The organism is Mesorhizobium sp. M1338, from assembly GCF_040318045.1.
In the GTDB taxonomy this organism is placed as follows: Bacteria; Pseudomonadota; Alphaproteobacteria; order Rhizobiales; family Rhizobiaceae; genus Mesorhizobium.
In genome coordinates, this window is sequence record NZ_JAMYLL010000009.1 from 1 (window position 1) to 13,729 (window position 13,729).

15 protein-coding genes are annotated in these 13,729 nt (G+C 62.7%); 8 read left to right on the forward strand and 7 right to left on the reverse strand.

Annotated features, from left to right (window positions below):
• Positions 1 to 149: 149 nt before the first annotated feature.
• Positions 150 to 2,171, reverse strand: a complete 2,022-nt coding sequence (locus NKH19_RS11360; RefSeq protein WP_352870491.1) for an amidase — start codon at positions 2,169 to 2,171, stop codon at positions 150 to 152.
• Between the two features lie 144 nt (positions 2,172 to 2,315).
• Here NKH19_RS11360 and NKH19_RS11365 point away from each other — a divergent pair, with 144 nt between their 5' ends.
• Entirely contained in the window at positions 2,316 to 2,591 is a 276-nt protein-coding gene (locus NKH19_RS11365) for a hypothetical protein (protein ID WP_352870492.1), read from the forward strand.
• A gap of 263 nt (positions 2,592 to 2,854) precedes the next feature.
• Here the strand turns inward: NKH19_RS11365 and NKH19_RS11370 are convergent, their stop codons facing one another.
• The gene (locus tag NKH19_RS11370; protein WP_352870493.1) at positions 2,855 to 3,430 is read right to left on the reverse strand and encodes a TetR/AcrR family transcriptional regulator; all 576 of its coding nucleotides are present in this window, start codon (positions 3,428 to 3,430) and stop codon (positions 2,855 to 2,857) included.
• A gap of 103 nt (positions 3,431 to 3,533) precedes the next feature.
• Between NKH19_RS11370 and NKH19_RS11375 the strand changes: the two genes are divergently transcribed.
• The 3 genes from NKH19_RS11375 (at position 3,534) to NKH19_RS11385 (ending at position 6,362) form a co-directional block, all read left to right on the forward strand.
• Positions 3,534 to 4,346 (forward strand): oxidoreductase, encoded by an 813-nt coding sequence (locus NKH19_RS11375; protein ID WP_352870494.1) that lies wholly within the window; start codon positions 3,534 to 3,536, stop codon positions 4,344 to 4,346.
• Positions 4,347 to 4,431: 85 nt separating this feature from the next.
• Positions 4,432 to 5,298 (forward strand): alpha/beta fold hydrolase, encoded by an 867-nt coding sequence (locus tag NKH19_RS11380; RefSeq protein ID WP_352870495.1) that lies wholly within the window; start codon positions 4,432 to 4,434, stop codon positions 5,296 to 5,298.
• A gap of 62 nt (positions 5,299 to 5,360) precedes the next feature.
• The gene (locus NKH19_RS11385; protein WP_352870496.1) at positions 5,361 to 6,362 is read left to right on the forward strand and encodes an NADP-dependent oxidoreductase; all 1,002 of its coding nucleotides are present in this window, start codon (positions 5,361 to 5,363) and stop codon (positions 6,360 to 6,362) included.
• 21 nt (positions 6,363 to 6,383) lie between these two features.
• Here NKH19_RS11385 and NKH19_RS11390 read toward each other — a convergent pair whose 3' ends face one another.
• The 4 genes from NKH19_RS11390 to NKH19_RS11405 form a co-directional block, all read right to left on the reverse strand.
• Complete coding sequence (locus tag NKH19_RS11390) at positions 6,384 to 6,866, reverse strand: VOC family protein (protein ID WP_352870497.1); 483 nt, start codon at positions 6,864 to 6,866, stop codon at positions 6,384 to 6,386.
• A 172-nt stretch (positions 6,867 to 7,038) separates the two neighbouring features.
• On the reverse strand, positions 7,039 to 8,187 hold the full coding sequence (locus NKH19_RS11395) for an amidohydrolase (RefSeq protein ID WP_352870498.1): 1,149 nt from the start codon (positions 8,185 to 8,187) through the stop codon (positions 7,039 to 7,041).
• A gap of 145 nt (positions 8,188 to 8,332) precedes the next feature.
• The gene (locus tag NKH19_RS11400) at positions 8,333 to 8,788 is read right to left on the reverse strand and encodes a hypothetical protein (protein WP_352870499.1); all 456 of its coding nucleotides are present in this window, start codon (positions 8,786 to 8,788) and stop codon (positions 8,333 to 8,335) included.
• 89 nt (positions 8,789 to 8,877) lie between these two features.
• On the reverse strand, positions 8,878 to 9,321 hold the full coding sequence (locus tag NKH19_RS11405) for an SRPBCC family protein (RefSeq protein ID WP_352870500.1): 444 nt from the start codon (positions 9,319 to 9,321) through the stop codon (positions 8,878 to 8,880).
• 254 nt (positions 9,322 to 9,575) lie between these two features.
• Between NKH19_RS11405 and NKH19_RS11410 the strand changes: the two genes are divergently transcribed.
• Positions 9,576 to 9,719, forward strand: a complete 144-nt coding sequence (locus NKH19_RS11410; RefSeq protein ID WP_352628923.1) for a hypothetical protein — start codon at positions 9,576 to 9,578, stop codon at positions 9,717 to 9,719.
• Between the two features lie 158 nt (positions 9,720 to 9,877).
• Here NKH19_RS11410 and NKH19_RS11415 read toward each other — a convergent pair whose 3' ends face one another.
• Complete coding sequence (locus NKH19_RS11415; protein WP_352870501.1) at positions 9,878 to 10,570, reverse strand: DUF2270 domain-containing protein; 693 nt, start codon at positions 10,568 to 10,570, stop codon at positions 9,878 to 9,880.
• A gap of 429 nt (positions 10,571 to 10,999) precedes the next feature.
• Between NKH19_RS11415 and NKH19_RS11420 the strand changes: the two genes are divergently transcribed.
• From NKH19_RS11420 to NKH19_RS11430, 3 genes are all read left to right on the forward strand, one after another.
• Positions 11,000 to 11,515: an Hsp20/alpha crystallin family protein gene (locus NKH19_RS11420; protein ID WP_352870522.1), complete on the forward strand. Its 516-nt coding sequence runs from the start codon at positions 11,000 to 11,002 to the stop codon at positions 11,513 to 11,515.
• 125 nt (positions 11,516 to 11,640) lie between these two features.
• Complete coding sequence (locus NKH19_RS11425) at positions 11,641 to 12,363, forward strand: gamma-glutamylcyclotransferase (protein WP_352870502.1); 723 nt, start codon at positions 11,641 to 11,643, stop codon at positions 12,361 to 12,363.
• A 172-nt stretch (positions 12,364 to 12,535) separates the two neighbouring features.
• Positions 12,536 to 13,720 (forward strand): acyltransferase family protein, encoded by a 1,185-nt coding sequence (locus NKH19_RS11430; RefSeq protein WP_352870503.1) that lies wholly within the window; start codon positions 12,536 to 12,538, stop codon positions 13,718 to 13,720.
• Positions 13,721 to 13,729 lie beyond the last annotated feature (9 nt).

The window sequence follows — 13,729 nt, forward strand, 5'->3', positions numbered from 1 at the left end:
CCCCGGGGGGCGTACCACCGCCATGGGGCCGCCCCCCGCCCCCCCCCTCCGCCCCCCCCCACCCCCCCCCGCCGGGGGGGCTTTGGCGCCCCGGGACAGAGGGGGGCGCGAAGGAACTCGACGGCGGGTGCTGGGTTCTTTCGCTCCGCTCACCCGATGCCACCCGTGACCGCATAAGCGCCAGCCGTGCGCCCGTCCCCCAAGCGCACCACCGCCGTCACGATCGAGCCATACGGGCCGCGCCAGGCGCTGTGGAACCGCTGATGCTCGGCGGCCGGGACAAACGCACGCCCGCTAAAGCGTGCCCCGCTCCGCTGCAGGGCGGCCGCCTCGCCGTTGATGTGCACTTTGACGCTGGCCGCCTCGGCGGCTTCACCCGGCAGGTCAAGGGTGATGACGATCTCGTCCTGATCGCCGGAAGGCCGCGTCTCCGCTGCGAGCGTGATGGTGAGCGGAGACGCCTTGGTGTCGGCGGCTTGGCCGGGGCGGTCCACAAACACATCGTCGGGCAGCTCGGGCGTGCGCGGCGGGCGGCTGCGGCGCTGCGTGGAGCGTTCGAAATCGCCGGCCATGCGCAGCAGTCTTTCATCGTCATAGGCCTTGCCAGCAAAAGTGAGGCCGACCGGCATTCCGATATCGGCCATGGTTCCCATCGGCACGGTGACGGTCGGGATGCCGAAATGGCGCCAGACCAGATTGCCGTTGGCGACCCAGGTGCCGTTGCGCCAGGCAAGGGTGGCGGATGCCTCGTTGACGTCGGCGTCGGACGGCCCGACATCGGCGGCGGCGGGCAGCACCACCGCCGCGATGTCCAGCGCATCCAGCCAGTCCTCGAAATCGATCCGTCTCGTCGCCTCCAGCCCCTTCAGGCCATCCTCGAGTGTCGGAATGTCTGCAAAAGGCGTGACGCCGGATTTCGCGCGCTCGACATACTCGGCCAGATCGAAGCCTCCTTCATAGCGGTCGGGCAGCGTGCCTGGCGGCCGCGGGAAGATTTTCGGGCCATCGACCGAGGCGAGATCGGGCAGCGCCGGGTCGGCATTGGCGCGTAAAAAGTCGTCCCAGCCCCAGATGCAGAGATCCCAGAGTTCGCGCTCGGCGAAATCCGGCGGCACCAATCCGCGCTCGACCATGCCGCGCGCGCCGGGGCGGTCGCGCTCGTAGTTGGAGACGACCGGGAAATCGACCTCGATCACCTCGGCGCCAAGCCGACTGAGATCGGCGGCGGCCTGCTTCCACAGGGCCAGCACGGACTCGCGGGTTTCGATCGGCTTGTCCGCTTCGCTGTCGCGGCCGATATACATTTTGGGCACTCCAAGCCGCATGCCTTTCAGAGATCCGGCTAGCGGAAGATCGGTATAGCGTGGCGGCCGCACCTCGGAGCTTTTCGGCAGGGTGACCCAAGGCTGCGCACGCCAGAAATCGCCTCGCGTCTCAGGGTCGTCGGCGACGATCACGTCGAGCAGTTCGAGCATGTCGGGGACGCTGCGCGTATGCGGCACAACGACATCCATGGTCGGCACAAGCGGCCAGTTGCCGCGCACCGAAATGACGCCGCGCGACGGCGTGTAGGCGACCAGCGCGTTGTTGGTGGCGGGCGCCCGGCCGGACGACCAGGTTTCCTCGCCCAACCCGAAGGCGCAGAAGCTGGCCGCTGTCGCTGTGCCTGATCCGTTGGACGAGCCCGACGCGAAGGCGGCGGTCAGGTAATCGGAATTGTAGGGGCTCTCGGCGCGGCCATAGACGCCGCGCTGCATGCCGCCATTGGCCATTGGCGGCATATTGGTCAGGCCGATCAGCACGGCGCCGCCGGCGCGCAGCCGGGCAATGGTGAAGGCGTCCTCATTGGCAATGAGATGTTCGAAGGCCGGCGAGCCGGCGGCGACCGTCAGGCCCGACACCTTGTAGCTGTCCTTGGCGGTGTAGGGGATGCCGTCGAGCGGCCCGAGCACAACGCCGTCGCGGCGCCGCCAGTCGGAGGCGGCCGCTTCAATGAACATGTCAGGATTGAGCACCGGGACGGCGTTGAGGGCTATGCCGTGCCGGTCGAAATGCGCGATGCGCCTGAGATACGCCCCGACCAGCTCGACGCTGGTGACGGTGCCGTCATCGAGCGCGCGGCGCAGCTGGTCGATCGTCGCTTCGACGAGATGAAGGCCGGCATCGGTCATCACGGGTCCCACATTTCCACGCACCATGGATGAGCGAGGTGGCCAGCTTCGGCAAGAGCCTATCGCGGTCCTCGTTGGAACTTTTGTCCGGCTGGCGATTTTGGATGTATGGTGCGATTCCGGACGGCCAGGAGGGTGTTGCCGATGACCTCGAAATGCGTTGCGATCCTAGCTCTCGCTGTGGCAATGGGCTCAAGCCTCTGCGTCCCGGCCTTCGCTGGCGACCGGCATCACGACCGCCGGGTCCAATCCGAACGCTACGTTCCCGCCGAAGGCGATCTCATCGACATCCTGTTCGGCGGTCCGCGTTACTACGACCAGCAACTGGTCACGACGGCGGCCGGCGCGTGCTCCTACCATCGCGTCGGACCCGACGCGAATGCGTTGAACAAGATCAACGATCATCACTGCGGGAAGTAAGGCAGTAGGCAGTAGGCAGTAGGCTATGCTTCAACGCCGGCCGCTTTCCTTCATCCGCTCGATGATCTCGGCCATCAGCGCCAAGTCGCGGCTGAATCGGCAAGGTCGGTCAGTGGCTTTCGCCACGGCATGCCCCTTTACGCCAGCGATTCCGCATGTCTTAGGCATGTCTTATAAGAAATTGAGACGCACCAAGATTTAAATTGGTGCTCAGAGATCTTGGCCAGCTTTCGCGTTGCATCCAATCCGCTTGAGGATGTCCTTTACGTGCCCACGTGTGGCTGGACCAACGTCCGTGCCGCGTCTTTGCCTGCCGCGAGGATGCGATCGGATAATTCGGTCCCTTTCACGGCGCGGGCCATTTGAAGCGCACCGATGAGCGTCGCAAAAACAGCAAGCGCCACGCCTTCCGGGTCCTTGGCCCGCGGAAATGCCTCGGCCAATTGGCGCACCAAAGCCAGCAAGTGGTCGGTATAGGCGTCGCGCGTTTCAGGTGGCTGACGCGCCAGCTCCGGCAGCAGCGCGGCTGACGCACACCCTTTTCCCGGATTGTCCCGATGCTCGGCCGACAGGTACGCCTCTATGGCCATCGACGGGCCACCCGAGGCCAATGCTTCCGCCAGTTGCTGCGCCTGAAGCTCCATGGCTGCCGCCACGCTTTCGCGCACAAGCTCCGCCTTGGATTGGAAGTGGGGATAAAACGCGCCGTTCGTCAGCCCGGCGTCGCTCATGATGGTCGCCAGTCCGGAGGCGGCTATGCCGTCGCCGCGAAAGCGGTCGGCGGCTACCTCCATGATCCGGCTGCGTGACGCGTCTTTCCGGCCCTTTTCGTAGCGCATGGCTGCTATTCCTCCTTGCTATTGCATTATAGCCATAATCTGATAGTATGACTGTAATTCAATGGGCACAAAAAAGCTAGCCCCCATGAGTTTGGAGCACGAAATGAATATGAATTCGGGAAAAACCGCGATCGTTACCGGAGCCTCCTCGGGCATTGGCCGCGCCAGTGCCGAGGCGCTAGTGCGGGCAGGGTTCACTGTCTTCGGAACGAGCCGCCGCAAGGCCAACGGCCCGGACGGGGTGACCATGCTGATTTGCGACGTGACCGACGGTGAGGCCGTCGCCGCACTTGTCTCAACGGTGCTCGCGCAGACCGGCCGGATCGACCTGCTGGTCAACAATGCCGGCGTCGGTCTGCTTGGAGGCGCCGAGGAATCCTCCGTGGCACAGGTGCAAGCCCTGTTCGATGTCAATCTGTTCGGTGTCATCCGCATGACCAATGCGGTGTTGCCGTCGATGCGGCGGCGCGGCGAAGGACGCATCGTCAATATCGGCTCGGTATTGGGACTCGTGCCGGCGCCGTATTCAGCGCATTATTCGGCGGTCAAGCACGCGCTCGAGGGCTATTCGGAATCGCTCGATCACGAGGTTCGTGCCTTCAATATCCGCGTCTCCGTCATCGAGCCGGCATTCGTCCGCACCGTCTTCGACCAGAACGGGCTCGAGCCGGATTCTCTGTTGAAAGAATACGATCGGGCTCGAGCCGGGCTCGAAGCGCTGCTTCGCGATGTGATGCCTGTAGCCGACCGGCCGGAAGTGGTGGCGCAGGTGGTCGTCAAGGCGGCGACCGATGCCAATCCGCGACGGCGCTATACTGCCGGCAGGGCAGCGCGGCAGGTCAGCCTGCTGCGCCGCTTTGCCCCCGCAGGAATATTCGACAAGAGCCTGCGCAAGCAGTTCCGCCTGCCGGTTTGAAGAACAGCGAGCAGAAGGTTTCACGCACATGCGATTAGCAACGACAACGCAATTGCCCGGGCCCCACCAGATGGAGGTGCCAAGCATGACGCATGGATTCAATCAGTCGCCCCGCTCACGGGCATCGTTCCAGGACACGCCAACGCGCTCGGTGGATGTCGGCGGCACGGCGTTCGTCTACCGGGAACTCGGCCCCAAGACCGGCGTACCGGTGATCCTGCTCAACCATCTCGGCGCTCAACTGGACAATTTTGATCCACGCATCGTCGATGGCCTCGCCGCGAACCGTCGAGTGATTGCCTTCGACAACAGGGGCATCGGTGCTTCGGGCGGCAAAACGCCGTCAAGCATAGCCGGGATGGCACGGGATGCGGTCGCCTTCATCAGGGCGTTGGGGTTCGAGCAAGTCGATCTCTTCGGCTTTTCGCTCGGCGGCTTCGTGGCGCAGGAGATTGTGCTGACCGAGCCCACGCTTGTGCGCAAGCTAATCCTGGCCGGCACCGGGCCGGCCGGTGGCGAAGGCATCGACAAGGTGACGCCGTTGACGATCTTCGACATGATCAAGGGGGCGCTCACTCTTCGGGATCCGAAATACTATCTCTTCTTCACAAGGACGGCGAATGGGCGCCGCGCCGCCAAAGCATTCCTGCAGCGGCTGACGGAGCGCCAGGCCGATCGCGACAAGCCGGTATCGCTGAGCGCGTTCGGCGCCCAGCTCAAGGCGATCAAGGCTTACGGACTGCAGGCGCCGCAAGACCTGAGCGCCATCCGCATTCCTGCCTTGGTTGCGAACGGCGATCACGACAGGATGGTGCCAAGCGGCAACACCCACGATCTCGCCCGGCGTATCCCTGGGGCGCAACTGGTGATCTATCCGGATGCCGGGCACGGCGGGGTCTTCCAGAACCACGCCGATTTCGTCTTGAAAGCCCTGGCCTTTCTCGATGCCTGACGCCTCTCCTCCGGGCGGTTCCCTCCCGGAGCATCAACAAACATTTTCAGAAAGTCACTGCCATGAAGGCATTCGTCGTCGACAAATATAGCAAGAAGGACACTCTGCGATTGGCCGAGATGCCGGAACCGGAACTCGGGGATAGCGATGTCCTGGTCGAGGTCCATGCCGCAGGGGTGAACCTCCTCGATTCCAAGGTCAAAACCGGAGAGTTCAAGCTTATCCTGCCCTATCGCCGGCCCTTCATCCTGGGCCATGACGTGGCCGGGACGGTTGTCCGCGTGGGATCGAAAGTCCGCAAGTTCAAACCTGGCGACGATGTCTATGCGCGGCCGCGCGATGGCCGGATCGGGACATTCGCCGAGTTCATCGCCATGGATGAAGCCGACGTGGCCTTGAAGCCCAAAAACCTCAGCATGGAAGAGGCGGCCTCGATCCCGCTGGTCGGTCTGACCGCCTGGCAGGCGCTCGTCGGAAGGGCAAACCTGAAGAAAGGCCAGAAGGTCTTCATTCAGGCTGGCTCCGGCGGCGTGGGGACATTCGCCATCCAATTGGCAAAGCACCTCGGCGCGACGGTTGCGACCACCGCCAGTGCGGCAAGTGTCGATCTGGTCAAGGGGCTCGGCGCCGATGTCGTCGTCGACTACAGGAAAGATGACTTCGAGAAAGTCCTGTCGGGCTACGACGTGGTCTTGAACAGCCAGGACGCCAAAACGCTTGAAAAGTCCCTGAATGTGGTGAAACCGGGTGGCAAGCTCATCTCCATCTCCGGTCCGCCGGATCCCGACTTTGCCCGGGAAAAGGGACTGAACCCCGTGCTGAGGCTGATACTACGCTTGTTGAGCCGCGGTATCCGGACCAAAGCCAAACGCCGGGGCGTGGGGTTTTCATTCCTTTTCATGTGGGCGCAGGGTGATCAACTGGGCAAGATCACGTCGCTCATCGAATCCGGAGCAATCCGCCCGGTTGTCGATCGCATCTTTCCGTTCGAAGCGACCAATGAGGCTCTGGCCTATGTCGAGACAGGACGCGCCAAGGGCAAGGTGGTCATCAAGGTCAGATAGCAACTCAGCTGCGAAAGAGCGTCAGCCGCGCCGGGCCGCGTCGATCGCCGCGACGTCTATCTTCTTCATGTCCATCATAGCATCGAACGCACGCTTGGCTTCGCCGCCGCCGGCCGCCATCGCCTCGGTCAGTGTGCGCGGGGTGATTTGCCAGGACACGCCCCATTTGTCCTTGCACCAGCCGCACGCGCTTTCCTGGCCGCCATTGCCGACAATGGCATTCCAGTAGCGGTCGGTTTCCTGCTGATCGTCGGTGGCGATCTGGAACGAGAAGGCCTCGCTCTGTTTGAACGCCGAGCCGCCGTTCAATCCGATGCAGGGAATGCCGGCGACGGTGAATTCGACCGTCAACACATCGCCCTCCTTGCCGGATGGATAGTCGCTCGGCGCACGGTGAACGGCGCCTACCTTGGTGTCTGGAAAGGTCTCTGCGTAGAAGCGAGCCGCGGCCTCGGCGTCCTTGTCGAACCAGAGGCAAATCGTGTTCTTCGGCGTCTTTGGCATTGCGTGTTCCTTTCGATCCGAAGCCGGGTTTCCGTCGGGTCCCACCCACGCTCTTGTGACATAGGTCGCCGACCGTCTCTCGCCACCCTGGCGGAAGCAAGCCGCCAAGCGCTGCCGACCGCTTCGCGTCATAGTCCTCAGTGGGTCGCCGTTTTTCCTCGTCAGGCAGAGATCAGCCCAGAAGATTGCGTGCCGTGCGCATGAAGATCCTTGAGCCGATCGGGATCAGGTCGTCGGGAAAATCATAGTCCGGATTGTGCAACGCAGAGTGCCGCTCGCCCGCACCCAGGAAGAACATCGCCGATGAAGCGCTGTGGCCGAACAGGCCGAAATCTTCCGAAGCGCGCATCGGCAGGGCTTCTTCGCCGTGCGCGACGCCCTCTTCGTTGAGCGCGCGTTGCAGGTGCTCCACCGCGTCCGGTGCATTGACGCTTGCGACGAAGACCTCGTGATAGTCCCACCGGGCAGCGAGGCGATGCTCGCCAGCAATCTTCGTGACCAGCGCCTCGGCGGCGGCGCACAGGTCTGCCATGCGCTCGTCGCGTCGGGTCCGCAGCGTCGCCCACACCTCGGCATGACCAGGCGCGATGCCGAACACGGCTTCGCCCATCGCGGCGTGGGTGACGGTGACCATGCTGAAGTCGTCATCGGCGAAGGTTCCGCGCCCGAGCGCGGGCAGGGCCGGCATCAGTTGGCTGATCGCCAGCATCGGCGAGACGCCGGTCTCCGGCATCGACGAATGCGCGGTCTTGCCCTCCAGCACGATGCGCATGCCGCGTGAGGCGCAGTTGACCACGCCGGTTTTGAGCCGCACCTCGCCGAACGGCACGCCGGGCAAATTGTGCAGCGAGAAAGCGAAATCCGGCGCGATCTCGCCGAAGCGGGGATCGGCGACGACGCCGGCCGCGCCGTTGCCGGTTTCTTCCGCCGGCTGGAACATCAGCACGACGCGGCCGCTTGCAGGCCTCTCGCGCCCCAACTGGCGGCCGAGGGACGCCAGGATCGCCGTGTGTCCGTCATGGCCGCACATATGCGACTTGCCCGGCACGCGCGACGAATGCGGCACGCCTGAAAGCTCCTCGATCGGCAAGGCATCGAGTTCCGAGCGGAACAGCACCGTCGGTCCAGGCCTGCGGCTGTCGTATATGGCCGCGACGCCGTGGCCGCCCAATCCGGTCAGCACCTTGTCCGGTCCCGTATCGGCGAGGAAGTCGACGACCTCCTTTGCCGTCTTCTCTTCTTCGTTCGAGATTTCCGGATGCTGGTGCAACTGGCGCCGCCACGCGGTCAATTCGACGATGTCTCGATTGGTCAGGGTCATGCTTTTTAGCCTCCGCTGCATTCTGACACGCCCGGACGCGGCGTGTCAGAATGCGATGACGAGTATCGACAAATGGCCGCGTCTGCCACACTCCAATCCTCAGGCTTTAGCGGGCCAGAAAATGCGGCACGTCCCGCGAATGGTCTTAGCGCACCCGGCTGGGGCACAGGGCTTTGAACTGGTCCAGCGTATAGTCGTATCCGGAAGCTCCCGAGCCATCCAGCACCACGTTTTCGTCGGTGTCCGATATCAGGTAATCCGTCGTCGCGCCTGCGTCGGGATTGCGGCCCTGGAAGAACATGTTCGCGCCGTAGAAGGTGGTGAATTTGCCGGTCCTGCAATTGGCTGATATCTCAAGATGCAAGGGCGTCTGCAACTCCTTGGCAATGCACTCCTCGGTCACCTTGCCAACATAGTCGCGGCAGAAGGCGGTCGCATTCCGCCTTGTGTGCTTGGCCACGATCCTGGCATCGGAGGACCCGATGCCGGATGTCTTGACGATGGTGACCTCCATTCCCGCCCTGGAACCGTAGTAGAGAGTTCTGGCCTCCGCCGATGTGGCCAGGATCAAAGCGGACAGCACGAGCAGCAAACGTCGCATGAAAGACCTCCCTTTGCCCGGGAAGGATTCCCGCGCACCATCGTTCGGTCAACCTCAATACGCGGTCGCCGCTGGCGCCGGGCTCCAGCTTATTGATTGATCTCGGGTTCGACGAGCCTTGCCAGGTTTCTGAGCGACTCCTGCCAGCCGAGATAGCAGGCCTCGACCGGAATGACGTCCGGAATGCCGGCCTGGGTGATGTCAACCTCAGTGCCGACCGACACCTTTTTCAAGACGACGGTCACCTGGATCTCGCCGGGCAGATTGGGGTCGTCGAACCTGTCGGTGTAGAGCAGGCGTTCGCCCGGAACGAGTTCGAGATACTCGCCGCCGAAGGAATGACTGTCGCCGGTGGTGAAGTTGCGGAAGGACATCTTGAACGTGCCGCCGACCTTTGCCTCGAGGTGATGGACCGTGCAGGTGAAGCCGTTCGGCGGAAGCCACTTCGCCAGCGCGTCCGCTTCAACGAATGCGCGATAGACTTTCTCGGGGCTGGTCGTCAGAACGCGATGCAAACGTACGGTGCCGGGCATATGCTGGATCCTTTCATGGTTGTTTGTTCAGTGCCCAAAGGACGAACGAGGCGTGGCCAGTCCGACATAGGCTCTCGAATTTTTTAAGGCGCGGGGCCGCAACCTGTCCGGCTGGCGCCCGCATGGCGTGCTCTGTTCAACCTCGCGCCCCGGCCAAATGGTCGGCTATTCGATCTAATTTCTTTGCAAGCCGTTAAGGCGACCATGCTGTTAATCAGCATTTGCTAATGTTCAATTCGAATCTGGGACAAGCCATGACCAAGAATCTCGGCAACGCACGTTATATGCCGCCAAAGGACGCCAAGGTCTCCGTGTTCAGCAAGGCCGCACCGGCGCTGTTCCCGCTGGTCGTGGCGGCACTGGGCTACATGATCGGCAAGCAGTTTTTCGGCCTCTAGGCTCGAAAATCGGTCTCCTGTGAAAGGGCAGATCAAGCGCCGATCTCGGTAACCATCTCTGCCCGGCCTCCGCGGAGCGGATACGCTCAAAACGCCTCGGCGGACTGACCATCCAATGTGCGGGCCGTCATTTGCGTTGCAGCCGGCTGTCGCCAGCGTCAAACATGGACGTCGCCGAAGGAAAGTTCGCCGTCGTCGCCGGCCGCGAAGAAGGCAATGGCGAACAGCCCGACATAGAATGCCGCAACAATTGCCACGATCGCCACACCGGGAATCGGGCCAAGGGCAGCGCTGTCGACGGCCTCGCGAAGCGAGCCGACAAAGCCGGTCCTGACACCTACGGCCTGAAGGCTGGGGGTCGATATCTTCACTACCCAGGCCAGCAGCAGGATCAGGAAGAGATAGAGGTAATTTCGCCGCAGGCGGCGCGCCAGCGCGACACGTTGCGACAGCAGGAATTTCGGCGCGCGCAGACCTTCGCCGACGATGAGCAGCCAATCCGAGGCGAAGTCGGGTTGGGGGGAGAAGATTTGTGCGAAATAGTGGCGCTCGAACTGACGCACGCGAGCCCGATAGAAATCGAAGAACCGATAGCGGCGCGCCTCGATCCACAGCAGCAGCAGGATCAGCAGCATGGCGAAAAGCAGCACGCCGTGATGGGCGCTGGCCGTCGACAGCGACACCGACAGCATGGCGGCGACAACGGTGATCGCCCAATTGCTCGTACGGTCGAGGCGGTCGCGCCAGCCGGCCATGCGCGCAATCTCCGCGCGGTGGAAATGCGACATCACGGTGACCAGTTCACTTGGCGAAAGCGATCTGCCGATGGGCGTTGCCGGCGCATCGTTCATGGCGCCCTCCAACCAGATAAAACGCCTCGCACGTGATCTCGTTCCGCGGCGTCCGGAATGGCCGAGGGATTTCGCACCGGCCGGCGGGCCCCCGCCACCGCGGTCAACGATCACATTGCATTGCCGGGTCTTGACCCCACCGCGACGAACCCCAAATCGATCATACCGGTGCCGACGCGGGTGCCGGCTTCATGGCGGCGCCGCGTTGGCCGATGGCGTTGTGACCATCGAACTCGGGCACCAGGTGCCGGAGGCGATGAAGGCGCGCGAGACCGGTCCGGGGCGCTTCCCAGGTGGAGCGGATCGGACCAGAAGGGAGCGAAAACAGCAAGCGCAAATGGGGTCTGGGTCAGACGGCGCATTGTCCCCGGAGCATGGCAGCAAGAGCATGTAAACGAACCAAACAGGATCAAGAAAGGAACAAATGCAATGACCATTCGTGATCTAATGCCATGGAGCCGCGACACCAACCAGGCTCCGACCCTCTTTCGCGACCGCGACCAGGACCCGTTCATGAGCCTGCATCGCGAGATGAACCGCCTTGTCGACGACATGTTTCGCGGCTTCGGTTCACGGCTTCCGTCCATGTTCTCTTCGGCCGGCGGTAGCTGGCCCAGCGTGGAAATCTCCGAAACGGACAAGGAGATCCGTGTGACGGCCGAAATACCCGGCGTGGAGGATAAGGACATCGAGGTGTTGCTCGATGACGGCGTCCTGACGTTGCGCGGTGAAAAACACGCCGAAACCGACGACAAGGAGCGTCAGTTCTCCGAGCGGTTCTACGGCCGTTTCGAACGTCGCATTCCGATCGGCTTCGAAGTCGAAGAGGGCAAGGTCGCGGCCGATTTCCGCAACGGCGTGCTGTTCGTCACTTTGCCGAAGTCCGAAAAGGCGCAGAGCAGGACAAAGCGCATCCCCATCGGCGGCAAGAGCACCAAACACTAGAACAGACCAGCCGGGCGAGCACGTCGCGCACGCCCGGCATCAGTCACCGGATTTCGCGCCGGTCACATGGACCTTGAGAATCCCGCTGCCTTGGGCAACATGGCGGTGATGGGCGGGGCGCGAAAATGAACAAGCCGATTTCTGCCGTTTCGCCGCGCAAGGCGCCGATGGCGCTGAGCGAGGAACTCGTCGCCCGCACGATGCGCGCCGTCGAGGATGCCGGGCCGACACCGGGCATGGTTCACATGACCGACGCCGACTATGCGCGTATCCGCGACGAGGTGCTGGCATCGGCCCCAGCGGGGCCGGCAAAACTGTTTGCCTATGGCTCGCTGCTGTGGAAACCGGTCGGCGAGGTGAGGGGCGGCGAACGGGCGGTGGCGACGGGGTGGCATCGGTCCTTCTGTTTCACAGTCAAGCGCTTTCGCGGCACGGTCGAGCAGCCCGGCCTGATGATGGCGCTCGATCGTGGCGGCCAATGCCAGGGCATGGTGTTCGAGATCGCCGAACCTATTGCGGCCAATCTCGAAGTGCTGCTGCGCCGCGAGATGACCGTCCTGCCCGCCGTCAACGTGCCGCGCTGGCTGCAGGTCAGGACAGGCGACGGCCTATGCCGCGCGCTCGGCTTCGTCGTCGATCCCGCCAATCCGCGCTATGCCGGCAAGCTCGACAAGCAGGTGATCGCGGCGACGCTGGCGAGAGCCGTCGGCCATTGGGGTTCGGGCGCGCAATATCTGTTCGAGACCATCCGCCACCTCGACGCGTGCGGCATCCGCGACCGTAATCTTTGGCGGCTTCAGGAACTGGTGGCCGAGGAGATACGAGGCGTACAGGCCAAGGATGCTTGAGGCCAAAGCATTTTGCGAAGCAATGCCCTTATTTCGGAAGTCGAAGTAGCGAGAATTTAATGAATTGAAAATAGTTCTGCCACCAACGATGACTTGAACACCGGCGCTAGACCCGGTGCGCGTGGGCCAAAGATGCGGTTGCGAGTTGGCGTCGGGTTTGCGGAGAGTGTTGATGAAGAGCTTTGGGGCCATGTTAGCGGGCTATGGTGGCTTTGGGCCGGGTTTCAATTTTCTACGCATTGCGCTGGCTTTTTCCATTGTTTTCTATCACGTTCTCACCAATTCCGACCACTGGGAGCTGGGGCACGGTCCGGTGCTGTGGTTCCTTGAATACAGCCTGGTGCCGATGTTTTTCGCCCTCAGCGGCTTTCTGATCACCGCCAGCGCCCAACGTCTCAGCCTGCAAGATTTCCTGGTCAATCGCGTCCTGCGCATCGTCCCGGCGCTCGCGGTTGATATTCTGGTGTGCGCCTTCATCATCGGTCCAGCCGTCACCACTCTGCCGCTAGCCGACTATTTCACCAATGTAGGGTTCTTCGGCTATATGCTGAACATTATCGGCTGGGTGCATTTTCAACTGCCAGGTGTGTTCACAGGCCACCCGGTGCCGCAGGTCAACGGCGCGCTGTGGACCATTCCATGGGAGATAGGCTGCTACACAATCATGTCAGTCATGATGGTGACAGGTGTGGTGCGGCGGGCGGTGGCGACCGTCCTGCTGCTAGCGGTCTTTGTCCTCGCGGGCCTTGCGGTCGAGCATTTCGCGTCCGCCGGGGCAGGGAACGCCTCAGGCCTACATACGCTCTTCGTCGGCCGCGGCGCCCATCTCATCACGGCCTTCCTGTGCGGCATCCTCGCGTATCAGTTGCGCGACAGGATCCCGATGAGCAGGATGCTGTTTGGTGCCTGCATTGCCGTTGCGGCGTCCGCCATACTCCTGCTTGAAACGAGCGCAACCGAAAGTGTTGCATACCGGCTGGTCCTGATGCCGGTCCTTACCTACATAACGATATACGCCGGCGTTTCGCGCCTGATGTTACCGAGGATTCTGGAGGGTGGTGATTATTCTTATGGCGTATATCTCTACCACATGCCCTTCATCCAGCTCGCTATCCTGGTCGGGCCGCCGATCCTCGTCGGCACGGTAGTCGGCATTGTCACGCTGACTTTGACGGTAGGTATCATCGTCCTCTGCGTCGCCGCAATCTCATGGCACTTGATTGAGAAGCCCGTCCTGTCGCTTAGGAAACGCTATTCACTGACGGGCAGGATGATTGCCGCAGGCGAGGGCCGGCAGTATCGGGAAGAACCCAGCGCCTGCGCTAAATCTGAACGGGCGAGCGTCGCGGCGCGGTAGTTGTTTGTG